The sequence below is a fragment of the Verrucomicrobiia bacterium genome, from assembly GCA_019694135.1.
GTDB lineage: Bacteria > Verrucomicrobiota > Verrucomicrobiia > JADLBR01 > JAIBCM01 > JAIBCM01.
This window is the reverse complement of record JAIBCM010000002.1, coordinates 356,446-374,761: the sequence shown is the minus strand read 5'-3', so window position 1 is coordinate 374,761 and position 18,316 is coordinate 356,446. Positions and strand designations below refer to the sequence as shown.

Genomic DNA, 18,316 nt, shown 5'->3' with positions numbered 1-18,316 from the left:
TACAAATTAAACGCTCGTCTTAAGTAAAATAAAATTCACAGAGTAAAATAAACCTATATAAGATAATAATGTGCTACAAAAATTAGAGATTTGTGGTTTACGTGGATTTGCAAATAAACAAGAACTAAAATTTGCTATTCCTAACGCTTTTCCAGGAAGTGGATTAACTTTAATTGTAGGACCTAATAACTCTGGGAAATCTTCAATTATTGAAGCTTTAAATACACTTACTGCAAAAGATCACTCTCCACCACCTTTTCATGAAGGTAAAAGAAATAAACAAGCTGATGAAAAAATAGAGATAAAGGCTACAACAACCTATGGAAGTATAAAATGCCTACAGACCGCTTCAGTTGGTGGAAGTCATACTGAACTACAACCCAAACCACCAATTCAAAATTTTCCCAATATTTATGTTTTACCCTCACGTCGATATTTTGCTCCTTTTTTCACAAATTCATCAGTAAATAGAGCTAATTATACTTCCTATTTCAGCGAAAATTTACGAGGCATTCAAACAAATCAATTCAGTCAAAGGTTAACTTATGCTTATTTAAAAAATCATGAAAAATTTAATTCTCTTTTAAATGAAGTTATTGATTCTCCTCTGGATTGGATAATAGATCAAGATGGCCATGGTCAATATTATATTAAATTTAAGAAAAATGATTATTATCATAATAGCGAGGGCCTTGGGGATGGTTTAATTAGTCTACTTTTTATTATAGATGCATTATATGATTCCTCACCCAAAAACGTAATAGTCATTGACGAACCAGAGCTTTCTCTTCATCCACTTTTACTAAAAAAAATTGCAAAGCTCTTTATTAAATTTTCTAAAGATCGACAAATAATCGTTTCCACTCATTCATCATACTTTATCAACCTTTTAATGTTTGAAAACAAAGGTAGCATTGCACGTGTGCATTTAAAAGAAGGCAATTCTACAATATCACAATTATCTGAGGGCACACAATCTAACCTAGTAAATCTTTTTAAAAATCAAAATAATCCGCATATTTTAGGCTTAGATGCCAGAGAAGTATTCTTTTTAGATGATAAGGTTATTTTAGTTGAAGGACAAGATGATGTAATTTTTTATCCCAAAATCGCTGATCAACTTAGCGTAGAAATTAAAGGCAATTTTTTTGGTTGGGGTGTTGGCGGAGTTACTAATATGCCACTAATTGCACAACTTTTAAAAGAATTAGGATTTCAACATGTTGTCGGAATTCTTGATGCAAAGAATGAGACAAAATTAAAAGAGTTAAATGAAAAGTTTCCAGAGTTTTCATTTTTCAGTATTCCTGCAGATGACGTTCGAACTAAATCAGATAAACCAAATCAAAAAGGGTTACTTGATGTCGAAGAAAAAATTCACGATGAATTCAAAGACGAAACAAGAAAAATTTTTGAAAAAATTTCGCAAAAATTTGATGATAATTAAATTTTCCTTAAGAAAAAAAGTTTCTAAAATAGCCAATTAAAAAGTTGTAGATTTTATTTCTTAGCACCCTTCGGCGGCAATTCCTTAATAAAAGCCCAGGAAACTTCGGCAATTTGTCCGTTGTCGTAATGAACAAAAAAACCATGCTTCAATTCCTGCTCTAACTCAACACTCACAGGATTGGCTTTAGAAGAAATCTTATTAGCTTTTCGAATAGTGCTATGAGGTTCTAAGAAAGAAAGCCCATCTTCAAAATCGACTTCAAACGCGTCCTCCCACTGATGGTATTGAACAGAGCGCAAGGAACTGGGTTTACCCTTACCAAAAAGCGCTTTTAAAGGATTAACGATTTTCATAAATGGTCTTCATTTTCCAAATAAAGCCTAAACTTTAACTTCCCAGGCAGCAAATCATCTTTTTAATTTCCAATCTGCAAAAGAGCAGCTTAAATCAAGCTCTGTAACCAAATAAAAATTATCATGAACAAATTTCAATACAATCGACTTTCAAAAGATGATGCTGCGGTGTTGTTAGTAGATCATCAATCAGGTTTACTTTCGTTAGTGCAAGATTTTTCGCCGGACGAATTTAAGAATAATGTGTTGGCGCTGGCGGATCTGGCAAAATTTTTTAATTTGCCAACTATTTTAACGACGAGTTTTGAGCAAGGGCCTAATGGACCATTGATGCCAGAATTAAAGAAAATGTTTCCCAAAGCGCCTTACATTCCGCGACCAGGTCAAATCAACGCATGGGATAATGAAGATTTCGTCAAGGCGATCAAAGAAACCGGTCGCAAGCAATTGATTATTGCGGGCGTAGTAACCGATGTTTGCGTGGCTTTTCCCGCTCTCTCTGCTTTGGAAGAAGGCTATGAAGTGTTTGTGGTAACGGATGCTTCGGGAACATTTAATGAAGCGGTGCGTCACGCGGCTTGGGCGCGGATGTCAGCCGCTGGCGCTCAACTCATGAATTGGTTTAGCGTGGCATGCGAATTGCATCGTGACTGGCGCAATGATATCGAAGGTCTGGGCAGCTTGCTATCCAACCATTTGCCGGCTTATCAAAATTTAATCACCAGTTATAATGCCTTACAGCAAACTTCAAAGCTCAAGCATTAACCAAAATTTCGTTAAACGACCGACGCAAATCTTTGGCTGCCATCGAAAGCGCTGAGCTTGCTTCCTTTACCAATCCAGTGAGACCAAAAAATTCATGAGTCACTCCCTCGTAAATTTTCAAATTCACAGGAACATCGGCTTGCTCCAGCTTAGCCGCATAGGCCTTGCCATCGCTTCGCAAAGGATCAATTTCTGCTAAAATAATGGTAGCCGGCGCCAAACCGATAAAACCTTCTGCATACAAAGGCGAAATATAAGGATTCGTGCGTTCTGCGCCGGCGGGCACATAATGATTATAAAACCAGTGAAGCATTGGCAAATTGAGCGGTTTCGCTTGAGCATGTTCCCGTGCTGAAGTGCTATTCATTCCATTCGCTAAATCGGTAACAGGATAAATTAAAAGCTGATGCAAAGGCATAACGACCCCTTGGTCTCGTGCCATTTGGGCCACCACGGCAGCTAGATTTCCTCCCGCACTTTCTCCGCCAACTGCAATTTGTGTCGCCACGCTTCCATGAAATTCATGAGCTTGAGCACAGATCCATTGGTAAGCCGCAAAAGCATCTTCCACGGCGGCTGGCCAGGGATTTTCTGGCGCTTGTCGATAATGTACTGAAACTACGATGCAATTAGCCTCATCACAAAGTGCGCGACAGGACGAATCATAAGTATCAAGTGTGCCCAACACCCAACCTCCGCCATGAAAATAAACTAAGATGGGCCACCCTTCATCAGGCGCTTTACCATTTGGCGTATAAATACGAATCAAAATGGTATTACCCGCCGAGCCTGGAATTAAACGATGCTCAACCTTTCCCACAGGAATCGGCAGGGGCAGCAAAGCTTTTTTAGTAAAATGACGACCATACACCGCTATGGCGGCACGATCTATCAAAGGCATTTGTCGAGCCAATTCCGGAGTCAGCTCCTCGATGGGTAAAGGATTCATGGTTGCGTGAACATCCAAAATTTCCTGCATAGCATCGGTCATATTTTTAGAGTTTTTCATAAAGTTTAATTATTCGAAATTAAATTCACTCCCCTGATTTTCTTTCATCGTTTTTCCCATACAGATCTCGCAGTTCATCTTTAGCCGCCTCAAGACGATTGCGCTGGGTCTTAGGAAGTTTTTTCCCTCCTCGATTGATATAAAAGGTCAACATCGACATAGCAGAACGATAGGGATTAGATTTACGCCTCTTACTTCGATCTGCCGATCGCTTCAGTGAGCACGCAATATCACGTGGATTCTTTTTCGAAAAAACGCCTTCTTCTAAATCCAAAGCGTCACTAGTTTCCATGACATGTTTCGACCATTTTTTCGAATTTGTTTTTTTCGAAGCCATAAACTCATTCATTATAAAAATTTTTCCAACCCGAAGAGGTTTCTCGAGAAGCTTTTAATCCTATATTAACGAACTTTTTCTTTATATTCGTTTCCCCAGAAACTCCCAGCTTCGGAGCGCGACTCCCGCTGCTACCCGGCTCTTCATTTCGACCTAGCTTAATCGTCCGCCGTTCAATTTTATTTTTACTACTCTCGTGCAATCTTTCTGATCGACGATTGCGCTTGGGAGAAATTGTTTTTTTCATAATAAATCCTTTCAATTTAAAACACGGCTACAAACAAAAAACACCATTTTAAGACAACAAAATACTAAGAAAAAATTACTGCTTGATGCAGATTTTATTCCGCTAATTATCTGCAAACGTTAATCTGCAAAACAAATTGAGCCTGTCAAATAACCTGGCTTAATTGCTAGAGATTAGTTTTTTTGCACCTGCCTCTTAATCGTGTTCTCAACCAAGCCCCTAATAAACCGATGCCTCCCAACAACAAAGTAATTTTGCCCCATTGATAAATACGAATCGCTTGCGCTTTTTCTTGATCAAATTGCCTTTGCAACTCAAGAGGCGCATCTTGCGGTGGAATAAATGGATCAAAGAAGAGAAAGCCAATAACTAAGATAAATAACCCTAGCCCTACCAAAAAGAGACCCAACCGATAGCCTCGCATTTTATTCGCTTAAACTATGAATTATCCGGAGCCGCTTTAGGCTTAGGAACATCGATATTTAAGGCATCGCACAAATCAATTTCGTGCTCTTGTTCCTGGACAATAATCTGTCGCAGCGTCTCGCTCAATGCAAATTCGCCCATCGCTTCAGCTTGACGAATCCGTTGACGATAATGCGCAATCGTTTCTCGCTCATTCTCCAAATCCGCATGCAACATTTCCTTAGCATCATTCGAGGTTTTCACCGCTTTGGGTGTCACACAAGGCATGCCTCCAAAATAATCAATTTGTTTAGCAATTTTAATAGCATGAGCCAATTCTTCAGTCGCGTGCAACTCTAACTCCTGAGCAATATCCATGTATTCCGGTCCTTTGAGAGTCTGACTATAGACCACATAAGCAATAATCGCTTGATATTCTCGCGCCAAATCTTCGTTTAACAATTCCACCATCTGTTCGCGAGTGATATTTAATTCGTTAGAGAAATTTTTGTTAGCCATGCTTTTATCATAAAACAAAACCACATATTGAGCAAGCAGCTTAGTTCAAGACTCATATCGCACCCGATAAATCCGTCCGTTGGGCTCCTCTGTAAAAATTAAACTGCCATCTGGTAAAACAAGCGCTCCAACAGGCCGTCCCCAAGTTTTGGGAATACTTGGATCAATTAAAAAACCTCGCACAAAATCTTCGTAATAACCCAGCGGTCGGTTATCCTTGCCAAAGGGGACAAAAACAATTTTGTAGCCAGTCCCTCGGCTTCGATTCCAACTCCCCCGAAATGCCACAAATGCTCCATTACGATATTTTTCCGGAAATGCTTCTCCCGAATAAAAAGCCAAGCCCAAAGCAGCTGAATGCGCCTCAAACAAAACATCCGGTGTTTTTGTTTCCTTAACTAAATCAGACTGAGAACTCTTCCCGTTTCTCGTATGACGCGGATCCAAAAGTTCCGGCCTCAAATAAGCATACGGCCATCCGTAAAATTCCCCTTCTTTGACACGCGTAAAAAAATCAGGCACTAACTCATTTCCCAATTCATCTCGCTCATTCACCGTCACATAAACTTCATGCGTTATAGGATGAAAATCCAAGCCCACCGGATTTCTTAACCCATAGGCAAACGTTTCTTGATTGGACCCATCCAAATCCATCACCTGCACCGAAGCGCGTGGCAATGGCTCCACATCCGCATTACTTTTTGATCCAATCGTCACAAACAAACGTTTCCCATCCGGACTCACACGCACATTGCGCGTCCAATGCTGACGGTAACCTCCTCCTGGCAAACTCGCAATTTTCTCTCCTTTGCCCTCCATCCGATTTTGCCCTTTTTTAAACGGCCATTGCAACACTGCGTCGGAATTTCCAACATAAAAAGCATCGTCCGTAAATGCCATCCCAAATGGAATATTCAATCCATTCTTTTCATCCGCAAAAACTTCCGACTCATCCATCACCCCATCCTTATTCGTGTCCCTCAATAATAAAATACGATTCTTACGCGTCTCTGTCACTAACACATCACCCGAAGGCGTCAATGCCAGCCAACGCGGCTCATCCAAATTTTCCGCAAATACATTTACTTTAAACCCTTTCGGAACCTCCAAAATGGGATCTTTCGGAATATCCACCACACGCGGTGATTGTGAGGCACTCTCCGTGGCATAAGGATTAGGCAAATTTTTAATTTCCACGCGAATGAGTTTTGGATCAAATTCTTTGATTTGAATCTCTTGAATTTTTTTCTGCTCCACTGCCTTTACCACAAACTCCCAACGCAATAACCCGATTAACAGCGTGCCGAAAAAAAACAATGCTTTCATAAGGTTAATTTAATGAAATCACATAACTATCAAGCTGGCCATGATTCCCCTATCAATTTCACTCGCCCCATTCCTCCGGGAATGCCACAAATCAGGATTTCAAAGTGCACCGGCATTGTTCTCCGAACTAGACTTGACACCGCCTCCCTCACCCAGCCACGATCCAATCCAGTGAAAACCAATCGCCTCGAAGCCTTTAGTGACGGTGTTATCGCCATCATTATCACCATCATGGTCATCGAATTAAAAGCGCCTCACGAACCCACCCTCACCGCCCTATTCAAACTTTGGCCCACTTTTCTCAGCTATCTTCTTAGCTTCATCATCATCGCCATTTACTGGGTCAACCATCATCACCTTATCCAACTTGCTAAAAAAGTGGATGGCTACGTTTTATGGGCCAATATCCATTTACTTTTCTGGATGTCTCTTATCCCCTTTGTCACCGCATACTTAGGAGAAACTCACGGTAACCGCCTCTCTGTTTCACTGTATGCAAGCGTCAAACTCACCTCTGCTTTAGCTTATTATCTACTTCGCACTTCCATCGCCGCGCAACATCGCACCGACAAAACTGCAAGCCGTTTGCATCAAAATATGCGTCACAAAAATCTCATTGCCATTATCATCTATGCGCTAGCCGTTCTCTGTTCTTTAGTTTGGATAACTGGCGCTCTCATCCTAGTTACCCTACCCGCCATTATGTATTTCATCCCTGACAAAAATGTTGAAATTTTTGCCGATCAACACATTTAACGATTATGCTCAAACTCTACGTTTACCATCAATGCTCCACCTGCCGCAATGCCATGAAATGGCTCAAAACTCATCACATTCCTTTCCAAGATATACCCATTCGCGAAACACCTCCTTCCCTCTCCGATTTGAAAACCATGCTCAAAGCTCGTGATAACAATCTTCGCTCGCTCTTCAATACCTCGGGCCAAGACTATCGCGCTCAAGGATTGAAAGAAAAATTAGAAAATCTCTCCATCGAAGAAGCTCTAACCCTTCTTAATAAAAATGGAAACTTAGTAAAACGACCCTTTGTCCTCGATCCTCAAGCAAAAATATTTCTGGTCGGCTTCCGCGAAGCTGAATGGAAAGCGGCTTTTAAAAAATAATTGAAATTTAATCGTGCGGCTGCACATTCGGCACCGAAGGCCCTGTCGCCTGAGCAAAACGTGTCTTCGCTCGCAATATCAATGTGCCCAAAATCATATCGGCCAACGGACAAACCACATTAAAATTTTTTCCCATATAACGATGATGCAACAAATGATGACCATTCAAACGACGAAAAATCCATGGTTTCTCGATACGTCGCGCCTTAGGCAAATGCATGCACCAATGCAAATACTCATAAAGTCCATAATAAGCCGCGCATGCGATGACTCCACCAACCAACACCAACCAGGAACCAAAAATCCAACTCACAATCAAAGCCGGCAATGCGCACAATGCAATCAACACCGGCCCATTCCACCACTCCATTGGAATCTTCTCCTTATCCTTTTCATTAATGAGATGATAAGTGTGATCCGCTTTAAAAATACGATGATGAATTAAAGTATGAGTTTCATAAGCATAACGAAACTTTCCTACCGGTTTATGCATCACAAAACGATGCAAAGCCCACTCAAAAAACGAAGCATAAGCAAAGTTTCCAACAAACCCTATCAAAATCCAAAACAACCAATCCGGCATAAATAAAATAAAATTATGTCCACCCTCACCACTTGGGAGAAGAAAATCTCTCTTAACCCGGTGAACTCACAAGCTAAGAATTTAAAAACTGAAACCATTTCCTGATTTGCCTGCTTCTAAATCTCCTTTTTCATCTTATCACTAAACCCTCAAAAAAGAAAAGGATTTAACACATTTTTTTGAAAATAGGAAATGTCGTGTCACTTTTTCGGTGGAAGCCTATGATAAAGTGACTCCATGAAACACTCTACCCTTAACAAGAAAGCAAAATTAGCCGCCTGGAAAAAGCGCGACACTCGCTATGACGGCCTCTTCGTTTTTGGCGTCAAAACCACAGGCATTGCCTGTCGCCTCTCATGTCCCTCCCAGCCTAAACCCGAAAATATTGAATTTTTCGATAACCTGGGTGAAGCCCTTAAAGCCGGTTATCGACCCTGCAAACGTTGCCGACCCGAACTCGCTAGCGGCCAACCTCCAGACTGGGCGCAAAAACTTCTCGCTCACGCCGAAACCGCGCCAGATCAAAAAATTTCTGCCAAAAATTTGCGCCAACTCAGCATAGCGCCCGAACAAGCGCGGCGCTGGTTCCAAAAAAATTATGGCATGACCTTTACCGCATGGTGTCGAGGCTTGCGTCTCTCTCGCGCCTTCACTCAGATGCAAAATGGAAAACCCCTGGACGACGTCATCTTTAATCACGGTTACGAATCACATAGCGGTTTCCGCGACGCCTTCACACGCACTTTCCAAAAAACTCCAGGCCAAGCGAAACAGGTCGATTGTCTCTGGGTTGCTCTTTTAGAAACTGACCTCGGCCCTATGTTAGCCGCCGCCAATGAAACCAGCCTTTTCTATTTAGAATTTGCCGACAAACGCACCCTAGCCCAGACTTATCATCAAATTCAAAAGCGCTTTTCTCTCCCTTTATTGCCAGGCGATAACGCTCTCTTAAAACAATTGCGCCAAGAACTGAAAGAATATTTTCAAGGGAAACGTCATCATTTCACGATTCCTTTGTATTTGAAAGGAACCCCTTTTCAAAAAAGAGTCTGGTCCAAACTGCAAAACATTCCCTATGGCAAAACGGTAAGTTACGAAACCATCGCGCGACAATTAAAAGTCCCCAAAGCAGTTCGCGCCGTGGCTCGAGCTAACGCTACCAACCCGATTTGTTTAATCGTTCCTTGCCATCGCGTGATTGGTAAAAATGGATCGCTCAGCGGTTATGCCTGCGGGATTTGGCGCAAACGCCTTCTCTTAAAACTCGAAAACACAGGAAAAATTTTATCGACGTAGCACAGCCATCCTGGCTGTTATTTTACCCACTGACTCATTAATTAACAGGCTGGAAGCCTGCGCTACTTCACTAAACCCATGCCACCACCCCGACATCAACCACGACCAAGCCCAACGCATTATGGAATAAGCCCATCAAACCTGCCCCTACTCCAAAGCTTTACGCGGAGATGCTAAAGTGACTTTGATGGTGGATTAAAATTATCCAACATTTTTTTACGAGATGTAACTTTTATTTCACTCTCAGCAACATAGCCGTAATTGAAATCTTCAAGTTCGCCTTCTGAAGGTCTGTAAAACATTATAAAAACTTCGTTTGATTTTTTATCAGACCTTTTTACTTGGCCAATTAGGTATTGATTTTTTGAAAGAATGAATAATGGTTTTCGTTCAATAAGTTTAGAATGTAAAAAATAATCTTTAGCATTATTAGACGTATTCCAAATAATAGCCTGATCTTTTACGGGTTCTATTATATCTTCATAAATTTCGGAATAACGTTTAATTGAATAATCATGTGAATCTTCTCTTTGACATTTCAAAGCCGTATCAATAACTAGATGAAGACAGAAACTAACATTTTTTTCTGTCCAGTTTCCCTGATGACCAAACTCTTTCTTCCATTCATAAATAAGCTCAAAGTCTTTAGTTTTTCTGCCAATGAGTGGAACTATTTGGTGAAATTTTTTATGTAAATACGGATCAATCCCATATTGTATAAGTCTTACCATATGTTCCGTATTAAAATCAGGATAAACAATTTCAGGAGTTTCTTTTTCAGAAAACCCAGAAATAATTTCATGAAAAAAAGACCAAGTTATAGCCTCATTATCAATTGTATAAAACATTGCATAACCAAGTGAAATTAAAGCTTTTTCATACTTTTTCTCATTATAATGATCTTCAGCTTCTTTGAGAAAATGCTGAATTTTTTTATTGCGGATTAGCAAAGTAAGACGTACCTCTGAAAATTCTATATTAAGATACGTTTTGCACATACTAACAATAGAATTGCTTATTGTATTAACGAGATAAGCGTTAGATTTTACATCCACTAACAAGCCTTCATGTTTTATATGATTTCGAATTGTGTTTAAATTTTTTAATTCTTGCTTGTGTCGGATTTCATTATGTGGATCTACTTTTTGAATAAAGTCGCAATAATCAAGTAGAGACGTGTTTTTTTTAATTTGTTGCAATGCATTAAGATGACTTACAATTGCAATTAACACTATTTCTGTTGCATCATGTAATAGAATAATTCCTCTAGCAAAAGACCATTTATCATTTGGCGTTGAACAAGCTGCTTCTGCTTCACGCAAAAAGTTTTTTGCTAGTATCAATCTGGTTATTATTTCTGATCGCATAGTATTTTAAAAATTATATTAATCTTTTTAATTCTTGAGATAAATCCGATTCATAACTCAACTTTTCACCCGTAATCGGATGAGAAAAGCTAAGAAAATGAGAGTGTAAACCTAAACGATGAGCGGGGTCTGTTTTGGCGCGATATTTTTCGTCGCCGATGATGGGAAAACCTTCGTCGGCGAGTTGGACGCGAATTTGGTGACGTCGACCAGTTTGGAGAGTGAGTTCGACCAGGGTGCGATTTTGACCGCGTTTAAGCACTTTGTAATGCGTGATGGCTTCACGAGTTTCTTGACTCTTGGGCGCGCTAAAAACACGATAAGGATTGGTTTCATTTAAGTAAGAATGCAACGTTCCTTTGCCTTTAGGCATGACACCTTCGACAATTGCGAGATAACGTTTCTCGACCTTGTCCCAATTGGTTTGAAGCATGCCTTTAGCTTGCAGCGTTTTGGCGAATACCATTAAACCCGAAGTTTCCCGATCTAAACGATGCACAATCCAAATCCGTTCTTTGGAGTACTCTTTTCCTTTTCTTACATAATCGGTAAGATAAGCGTAAGCGGTCTTATTTTGCTCGGCCTCGCTAGCAATGGAGAGCATATTTTCAGGCTTTTCAATGATAATAAGATGTTCATCTTCAAAAAATATTTTCATTCCCTTCGGCAATCGACCGATCTCACGTGAAGCTTTTCCCAAGCGAATTACTATCACATCACCCACTTTTAATGACACGTTAAATTGAGTCGTAGTTTTACCATTCACCAAAACGCTTCCGAATTTCAAGGCCTGCCGCACTTTGGTTCGTTTGGTTTCGGGTTGAGAAGCAAAAAGAAAAGGCAAAAGCTCGGTCGGTTGTGTTACACGAAAAGAAAGCGGCATAATTCTTAATAAAAATCATTTAAGCCAATGGACTTTGATCTCTTTTTCAACTTCTTTAAATTCTAAATCGCCCGTTACAAATTCAGCGCCTTTTAATTTAGCTAATGCAGCCCCAAAACAATCCGCGTAAGACATTCTGTATTTAGCCTTATAAATAGCGGCTTGACGAGTCAGTAAAAGATTTTCACTCACACCAACCACCTCAATCGGTAAAGAAGCAATCTCACTCACTTTTTGCTCCGCCATTTCCTGAGAAACTTCACGCATCGTATTATAATAAATCTCGCCCCAATTTATTACACTCAACAAGAGTTTATATTTTTCTTGAAAGGCATGATCGATCATTTTTTCCACTTGGACCGCAGCCGGTTCATCCTCAAAAAATGCGATGAGAGCCCAACTATCCAAAACTTTTGTCACCATATCAAAGTTCGCGCTCTTTTTTACGATCTTCCATCATCGCCTTCATCACACCTGTGCCTTTAAGTGAACCTCTTAAACTACGAATAAATTTCGAAGTAATAGGCTTAATTAAAATTCCCTGTGGAGTTGCCTGCACATAAGCACGAGTATCAGCTTCAATCGCATATTCCTCCCGCAAAGCACGAGGAATCACAATTTGCCCTTTCACTGAAAAAGAGACCTTTTCACCTAATGGTTTTACTTTCATATAATAAACTTACTTAAATTTAAAAGTAAGTCAATTAACTAAAAGTAAGAAAATTAAAAATTAAGCTTTATTTTGTAAGGTTTTCTTGCATTGCAAAATCTACCGCGTCTTGAAATCGGGACATATGAAAAATGTGATCTCTCACTTTGAGTCGAATTGCATAGCAGTCCTCTTGCAAACCTCGTAGTTGCAACAAGGGCACTTGCATTTCTTCCCAGTTTTCTTTGGGTTCAATGGTCAAGCTAGGCACTCGCACCCATTCCGAATTCGAATCATAGGCAACCCAAACTTCAATTTTTCTCATTGATTAAGATCGTCGTTTCCAACCATTTTTTCAACTGTTTTATTGCTACGGCGCGATGGCTAATCTGATTTTTTATCTCACCTGACAATTCAGCAAATGTTTTTTCGTAACCATCTGGCACAAACAATGGGTCGTAACCAAATCCAAGATTACCGCGGGATTCTGTAATAATTTTCCCCCTGCAAACTCCTTCTGTCGTCGTGGAAAGCTTACCACGATAAGCCACAGCCAAAACACAACGAAACTGGGCTTGCCGATCGGAAATCGAATCCATCTCGCGCAATAGTTTTTCGCAATTAGCCTGATCCGAGGCGTTTTCTCCCCCTTCTGCCGCATAACGAGCAGAATAAATTCCCGGAGCTCCTTGTAGCGCTTCGACTTCCAGACCGGAATCGTCCGCCACAACATAATGGGGAACATATTGCGAAATCGTAACGGCTTTTTTTACGGCATTGGCTTCGAACGTTTTTCCATCCTCCGCTACTTCGGGGAGGGAAGAAAACTCGTCCAAAGTTTTGACCTCCCATCTTTGGGATGCCAAAAGTTGTTGAAGTTCTTTTGCTTTTTTAGCATTGCGCGTCGCTAATATTAAAACTTGCGGCGTCGCCATTTTGCTAGCGATTATTTATTTAAAGTAATATCGACATAAACGGGGTAATGATCACTTGCCAATCCCGGCTCATCCCCTCCGTAAACATCTTTGCGTTTCGCTGCGCCTTTGGATAAAATTTGCGCGCTAGGAATATTATCTCCCCAACCTTTCGAAAACCAAATGTAATCAAATGTGCCATCGGGGAAAGGCTCCCCCTTTCTGCCGGGCAAGGTGACTCTTTTTTCCAAAGGAAGATCGCCAAAACAATGTTTAAAACCCCATTCCTCTAAAATATGGAAAGTTTTTTCATCCTTGAATTGTTCAGCAAAAACATCGGTATTAAAATCGCCCACAACAATAATCTTATCTTTATCAGGATCTAATTTCATGCGCTCCCAATCCCGCTTTAATTCATAAATCCCGTTCGCGCGTTTTTCATAATTGATCGCGCGCTCTTTTTCGTCTGAAGCGCCGAAATTACTTTTGGTGTGAGTGTCATAAACCACAAAAGGCACACCATTAATTTCAAATTTAGCTCCCAAATACCCTCGGGTCGGTGGACTTGCATAAGTCAATGTCGCAAAATCCACTTCCCAAATATCTTTCCAAGGATATCGCGATAGCATGCCTGTATTTTGCGTAGGTTTACCTTCGTCAATACGAGATTGATTTTCTTCATAATAGCGAGCTGAAGCCAGGTAACTAAAACCTAATTTATCCAACAATTTATTGAGCGAAATTAAGGCTCCTAAATTGCGTGTTTCCTGAGTTAATAAAATATCCGGTTTAAATTCTTGAATCATTTCCGCTACGGCTTGCATTTGATTTTGCACATTTTTCTTAGCACTACGGCGTTGTCCTGCAGGAAACCATTCAATATTCCACGTAGCCAAACGAATTTGCGTAGGTTCTTTTGCCGTGAGCAACGTAACTTTATTGGTAATCGCGCTTGGCATTTCAATGCGCGGCGCGCTGTTGGTGTCATAGCCCCAGCTCGAGCCAGCGCTCAAAGCTCCTATTAAAAGAAGAAATAAATAACGCATAGATTATGTTGTATAACGGTTCCTGAAGAGTAAAGCTTCAAACGAATTAAAAATTATAAATTCAGAATTCAAAAAGCGATTAGCTTTTAACTAATAATCGACTGCTAAATATTTTTTCTCTGTGCGCTCAGTGGCTAATGTTTTATTATTGACTCATCCATGTTACCCAAACTAATCACTTCCATCCCCGGCCCCCGCTCTCAAGCGCTCATGCAAGAATTGCATCGCTACGAATCGCCTAATATCACTTATTTTTCAGAAAATTTTCCTATCTTTTGGGAGCGCGCCGAAGGAACCAATGTTTGGGACGTCGATGGCAATCGCTTTCTGGATTGGACCAGTGGTTTTGGCGTTGCAAGTTTAGGTTTTCAATCTCTGCATTTACAGTCTGCAATTCATCATCAATCTCAAAAACTTTGGCATGCCATGGGCGATGTTCATCCAACCGAAGCCAAAGTCAATTTATGTCGCGAACTCGTAAAAATCACTTTCGAACGATGGGGGCTTCAAGGCAAAGTCATTTTAGGAAATTCCGGTTTTGAAGCCGTGGAAGCTGCCTTGAAAACAGCTCATCTGGCTACTGGCAAGCCCGGCGTTTTAGCGTTTGAAGGAAGTTATCACGGTTTGGGCTATGGCGCTTTAGACACCACCGCCTTGCCTGAATTTCGAGAACCTTTCCTTGCCCAACTGAAAACGTTCACTTCGTTTGTGCCTTATCCCACTTGCTATCGATGCCCTTACCAATGCACGGAAGGTTATCGTCTCATTGGAGAAAAAGCGCCGGACTGTTCGGAATATTGTCTGGAAAAGTTGGAAGAAGAAATTCGTAACACTTTTAAGAAGAAACCTATCGGCGCCATTCTTGTGGAACCTATTCAAGGTCGAGGCGGCGTGCAGATTCCACCACGCGATTTCTTACCTCTCCTACGCGCCTTAGCCGATGAATACGAAGCATTGTTGATTGTTGACGAAATTTATACCGGTTTCTGGCGCACAGGCACTTGCTTTGCTTGCGAAGCCGAACAAGTTATTCCCGATATTATTTGTCTGGGCAAATCGCTCACAGGCGGTTTTCCCTTATCCGCTTGCGTAGGACGCGCCGATCTCATAGACGCTTGGCCACGTTCTACAGGTGAAGCATTACACACTAGCACCTTTCTAGGCAATCCTCTGGGATGCGCCATGGCTCTCGCTTCACTCGAACAGTGGCAAAATTTTGATCTCTGGAAAAAACAACTCCACCACTTAGAAGAAAAATTGCGAAGCGCTTTTTTTTCTCTCAAAGAAAACCACGCCTTACTTGGCAATGTACGAGGAAAAGGCGCACTATGGGGTTTGGAATTGATCCAAACTGACGGTTCTCCCGATCCGCAAATTACCAGCCAATTAATGGTTCAAATGCTAAACGAAGGTTTTATTTTCCTAGCAGGAGGTCGACACCATAACGTCTTAACCCTATCCCCACCTTTTCTCATTAACGAACAGGAAATCCAATCCACTATCAGAACACTCAACACAGCTATAGGGGGGCAACTTGACCATCCCCCTGAAAAGTAGGTCAGAAATAAGTAGAGTTCTTTGGTAAAAGAAGAAAAAGAAAGGACTCGAAAGAATGAGAAAAAGCCAACACTGGTTCAGTAGTCTAGCCGAAGCCAAGCCTATCATTGAAAGCTAACGCAAACACTACAACCAACTTCGACCTCACAGCGCTATCGGTGGTCTTTCGCCGGATCGATTTGCCAAACTCGCTTTAACCCACTAACATGAACCCAACCCAAAGAACTCTACCTATTTCTTGCCTAAAATATTGGGGGATGGCCAAAAAAGTCTTTATTAATCAGTGAATAAAACTAAAAATACACTTATGGCTGAACCTTCAATCCCAGAAAAAATCGCCTCTTCTAATCAAAACGCAAAAGAAGCTTTTTTAAAAACAATCGATGTGATTATGGAAGTCGGGAAACGTGCTTATCAAGAAGGGGTAGAAACAGAAGCCAAAAGAATAGAGAATTGTGTTGAAATGGTACAAAGTCGTTATATCACGAAACAAGGTTTTTATCATAAGTCAATATGTGGTAGTGCCTCTAAAATAGAAAGAGACGAAACCGATTGTTCTAACTCTATTGAATTACAAACTCATCCTGTTGCGTTAGGTTATTATCATACGTCAATTCGCCTCACACCAAAAGGAGAAAAATATAAAGATGATCCTCGTTTTAAACAGGTAGATGAACTAGGTAGACATTATACTACGGTAGGAGCGGGCCCGGTTTACAATAGATTAGTTGCTGATGCGGATCGACCTAAAGATATTGGTCCTCATCATCTTAGAATACCTATGGGAGTTAAAAATTGTAAAAACACCTCGATAATGATTGAAACCATTTTAGCTAAATATAATAACTTCAGAAACGATTTAGATTATGACCTATTTCCAGCAAAGGAGTATAACCAAGCTTGGTATTGGGCAGATGATTCTCATAACTCTAATTCTTTTATATCCGGTCTAATTGATGCTTCGTATTTAGAGAAACCATATATCAATACTGAGTTGCATCCAGGCTGGGAGAGGCCTGTTCCAAATCACTATTTTAGGGAAAAAGAAGAAGATTATATTCCAGAAGAAACAAAGATAGAAGAAAGTAAGAAAAAAAATCTTATTAAAGAAATTTATAAAGAGGACAAAAATCAACGTGAAATGGAAAAAGCAAAAGAAGACTATATAGATTTAAAAAAAACAACGGATACATGGCTAAAAATTGCGAAAATGGAAAAACAAGAAGCTGAAAAAAATAAGAAATTGATAGAGCTAGAAAAACTAAAATTAAAACAAGAACAAGAAAGAGAGCTAGAAAAGCTAGAAATGACAAATTGCAGAAGATTCAGTGGCGGTGAAATGTGTGCAGAGCAAATAAGTTCAAAATCACCTCCATTTGAAAACAAAGATCCTTTATATGAAGCTCTTGAAAGAGTAAAGGAAGAAATTGCTAACGAAAAGAAAGCTAAAAACATTATTTTCGAAAAAATTGATGACTTTAAAAAATCAGATGTATTTAAATTTATGGAGCAACAAGTCGACGGCGTTACGAAAATTTTACCAAAATTTTAAATGATAAACTTTTTATTTTTTTTAGAGCAAAACTTCGCTTTTATCCCGTCCTCTTTTTTGGGGTCAGGTCACCCTAGACGGGGACACTAATTAACTGCTTATCAATTGAACGCTGATAACTTCTTAACCTTCTGGCTTATAATCGCGAGCGCCAGCGGGTAAAGGTTGTCCCTTTTTCTTTTTCTCTTGAATGAGATTGAGCACTAAAGCTTTCTCGCCATATTCCACCCAGGGACCTGTAGGCACTTCATAATCTTCTACAAAACGCCAATCGCAACGATCTTTTCCGCTTAACCCTAAATAATCACGAATCGCTGGAGAAACATCGAGTCCAGCTCCAGTTGGAGTGTTAGGAGAGCCATTGCCAAAAACATATTCCGCATTATCCACACGGAAGGGCCCCACATCTTCCCACGTGCCAAATGCAAATTTTCCACGATAATGAACTGCCACCCATTTGCCTTTACACACGGAAGTCCAACGACTCTTAAAATCGCGTTGAAACCAAGGAATTAATTGCCTGGCTTTTGAAGGGTAAACGACATCATTAAAAGGCAAAGCAACATAAAATGGATTTAATTTCGGAAAAAATTTTCTAGGTCTGGAACCCACACGATCCTTAGGATCATCGTTACCCCCATAATTTTCATACCAACGCGAATCCCAAGCGCTATCAAAATTAACAGTAGAATTATACCCATTGCGATTGTTCCCAATCCAAAACATCGTGGTAATAATATTTCGTTTCCAAGAATATTTTGAATTCAAAACGGTATTTTTTACGACTTCCAATCGGGCATCCAATAACTTGCTGCCGCTATCAAACGACAATGCCTTGCCCTGAATTAGCAAACATCCCAATAATAATAACCCAATGCGTTTCATAGTTCTTAGTTATAAAATTTAGCGCACCTAAACACAAAAGCTTAGAACG

General features: G+C 40.3%; 23 protein-coding genes. 7 read left to right on the top strand and 16 right to left on the bottom strand.

Translation table 11 applies throughout. The features are described from left to right. The first annotated feature begins 70 nt into the window (after positions 1-70). Positions 71-1,447 carry an AAA family ATPase gene (locus tag K1X66_04145; protein MBX7157559.1) on the top strand — a complete coding sequence of 459 codons (1,377 nt, stop codon included), beginning with the start codon at positions 71-73 and terminating at the stop codon, positions 1,445-1,447. A 53-nt stretch (positions 1,448-1,500) separates the two neighbouring features. On the opposite strand, the gene K1X66_04140 is transcribed toward K1X66_04145, so the two are convergent. After that, entirely contained in the window at positions 1,501-1,803 is a 303-nt protein-coding gene (locus tag K1X66_04140; protein MBX7157558.1) for a hypothetical protein, read from the bottom strand. 123 nt (positions 1,804-1,926) lie between these two features. On the opposite strand from K1X66_04140, the gene K1X66_04135 reads away from it, so the two are divergent. Next, positions 1,927-2,568, top strand: a complete 642-nt coding sequence (locus tag K1X66_04135) for a hydrolase (protein ID MBX7157557.1) — start codon at positions 1,927-1,929, stop codon at positions 2,566-2,568. Here the strand turns inward: K1X66_04135 and K1X66_04130 are convergent. The 6 genes from K1X66_04130 to K1X66_04105 form a co-directional block, all read right to left on the bottom strand. Continuing rightward, positions 2,558-3,577, bottom strand: coding sequence for an alpha/beta hydrolase fold domain-containing protein (locus K1X66_04130; GenBank protein ID MBX7157556.1), 1,020 nt, complete (start codon positions 3,575-3,577; stop codon positions 2,558-2,560). The genes K1X66_04135 and K1X66_04130 overlap by 11 nt on opposite strands. Before the next feature lie 25 nt (positions 3,578-3,602). Continuing rightward, positions 3,603-3,914, bottom strand: a complete 312-nt coding sequence (locus K1X66_04125; protein MBX7157555.1) for a DUF3175 domain-containing protein — start codon at positions 3,912-3,914, stop codon at positions 3,603-3,605. A 4-nt stretch (positions 3,915-3,918) separates the two neighbouring features. Next, complete coding sequence (locus K1X66_04120; protein ID MBX7157554.1) at positions 3,919-4,161, bottom strand: hypothetical protein; 243 nt, start codon at positions 4,159-4,161, stop codon at positions 3,919-3,921. 166 nt (positions 4,162-4,327) lie between these two features. Further along, the gene (locus K1X66_04115; protein MBX7157553.1) at positions 4,328-4,585 is read right to left on the bottom strand and encodes a hypothetical protein; all 258 of its coding nucleotides are present in this window, start codon (positions 4,583-4,585) and stop codon (positions 4,328-4,330) included. A 14-nt stretch (positions 4,586-4,599) separates the two neighbouring features. Continuing rightward, the gene (locus K1X66_04110) at positions 4,600-5,085 is read right to left on the bottom strand and encodes a ferritin-like domain-containing protein (protein MBX7157552.1); all 486 of its coding nucleotides are present in this window, start codon (positions 5,083-5,085) and stop codon (positions 4,600-4,602) included. A 45-nt stretch (positions 5,086-5,130) separates the two neighbouring features. After that, on the bottom strand, positions 5,131-6,411 hold the full coding sequence (locus tag K1X66_04105; protein ID MBX7157551.1) for a sorbosone dehydrogenase family protein: 1,281 nt from the start codon (positions 6,409-6,411) through the stop codon (positions 5,131-5,133). A 171-nt stretch (positions 6,412-6,582) separates the two neighbouring features. On the opposite strand from K1X66_04105, the gene K1X66_04100 reads away from it, so the two are divergent. Together K1X66_04100 and K1X66_04095 are read left to right on the top strand one after the other, a co-directional pair. Continuing rightward, positions 6,583-7,167, top strand: coding sequence for a TMEM175 family protein (locus tag K1X66_04100; GenBank protein ID MBX7157550.1), 585 nt, complete (start codon positions 6,583-6,585; stop codon positions 7,165-7,167). Between the two features lie 2 nt (positions 7,168-7,169). Beyond that, complete coding sequence (locus K1X66_04095) at positions 7,170-7,535, top strand: arsenate reductase family protein (protein MBX7157549.1); 366 nt, start codon at positions 7,170-7,172, stop codon at positions 7,533-7,535. Between the two features lie 7 nt (positions 7,536-7,542). On the opposite strand, the gene K1X66_04090 is transcribed toward K1X66_04095, so the two are convergent. After that, positions 7,543-8,118, bottom strand: coding sequence for a sterol desaturase family protein (locus K1X66_04090; protein MBX7157548.1), 576 nt, complete (start codon positions 8,116-8,118; stop codon positions 7,543-7,545). Between the two features lie 237 nt (positions 8,119-8,355). Between K1X66_04090 and K1X66_04085 the strand changes: the two genes are divergently transcribed. Then, complete coding sequence (locus tag K1X66_04085; protein MBX7157547.1) at positions 8,356-9,414, top strand: methylated-DNA--[protein]-cysteine S-methyltransferase; 1,059 nt, start codon at positions 8,356-8,358, stop codon at positions 9,412-9,414. Positions 9,415-9,587: 173 nt separating this feature from the next. On the opposite strand, the gene K1X66_04080 is transcribed toward K1X66_04085, so the two are convergent. From K1X66_04080 to K1X66_04050, 7 genes are all read right to left on the bottom strand, one after another. Then, positions 9,588-10,736, bottom strand: coding sequence for a hypothetical protein (locus K1X66_04080; protein MBX7157546.1), 1,149 nt, complete (start codon positions 10,734-10,736; stop codon positions 9,588-9,590). Positions 10,737-10,794: 58 nt separating this feature from the next. After that, positions 10,795-11,664, bottom strand: a complete 870-nt coding sequence (locus K1X66_04075; GenBank protein ID MBX7157545.1) for an RluA family pseudouridine synthase — start codon at positions 11,662-11,664, stop codon at positions 10,795-10,797. 15 nt (positions 11,665-11,679) lie between these two features. Continuing rightward, positions 11,680-12,087, bottom strand: a complete 408-nt coding sequence (locus tag K1X66_04070) for a type II toxin-antitoxin system VapC family toxin (GenBank protein ID MBX7157544.1) — start codon at positions 12,085-12,087, stop codon at positions 11,680-11,682. A gap of 1 nt (position 12,088) precedes the next feature. Continuing rightward, on the bottom strand, positions 12,089-12,334 hold the full coding sequence (locus tag K1X66_04065; GenBank protein MBX7157543.1) for an AbrB/MazE/SpoVT family DNA-binding domain-containing protein: 246 nt from the start codon (positions 12,332-12,334) through the stop codon (positions 12,089-12,091). Between the two features lie 67 nt (positions 12,335-12,401). Then, positions 12,402-12,638, bottom strand: a complete 237-nt coding sequence (locus K1X66_04060) for a hypothetical protein (protein ID MBX7157542.1) — start codon at positions 12,636-12,638, stop codon at positions 12,402-12,404. Next, positions 12,625-13,248: an XTP/dITP diphosphatase gene (locus tag K1X66_04055; protein MBX7157541.1), complete on the bottom strand. Its 624-nt coding sequence runs from the start codon at positions 13,246-13,248 to the stop codon at positions 12,625-12,627. The genes K1X66_04060 and K1X66_04055 overlap by 14 nt, the downstream gene beginning before the upstream one ends. An 11-nt stretch (positions 13,249-13,259) precedes the next feature. Beyond that, complete coding sequence (locus K1X66_04050; GenBank protein MBX7157540.1) at positions 13,260-14,273, bottom strand: endonuclease/exonuclease/phosphatase family protein; 1,014 nt, start codon at positions 14,271-14,273, stop codon at positions 13,260-13,262. A gap of 159 nt (positions 14,274-14,432) precedes the next feature. Between K1X66_04050 and K1X66_04045 the strand changes: the two genes are divergently transcribed. Then, the gene (locus K1X66_04045; protein ID MBX7157539.1) at positions 14,433-15,830 is read left to right on the top strand and encodes an aminotransferase class III-fold pyridoxal phosphate-dependent enzyme; all 1,398 of its coding nucleotides are present in this window, start codon (positions 14,433-14,435) and stop codon (positions 15,828-15,830) included. A 307-nt stretch (positions 15,831-16,137) separates the two neighbouring features. After that, on the top strand, positions 16,138-17,382 hold the full coding sequence (locus tag K1X66_04040) for a hypothetical protein (GenBank protein MBX7157538.1): 1,245 nt from the start codon (positions 16,138-16,140) through the stop codon (positions 17,380-17,382). A gap of 123 nt (positions 17,383-17,505) precedes the next feature. Here K1X66_04040 and K1X66_04035 read toward each other — a convergent pair whose 3' ends face one another. Further along, entirely contained in the window at positions 17,506-18,267 is a 762-nt protein-coding gene (locus K1X66_04035) for a hypothetical protein (protein MBX7157537.1), read from the bottom strand. Positions 18,268-18,316 lie beyond the last annotated feature (49 nt).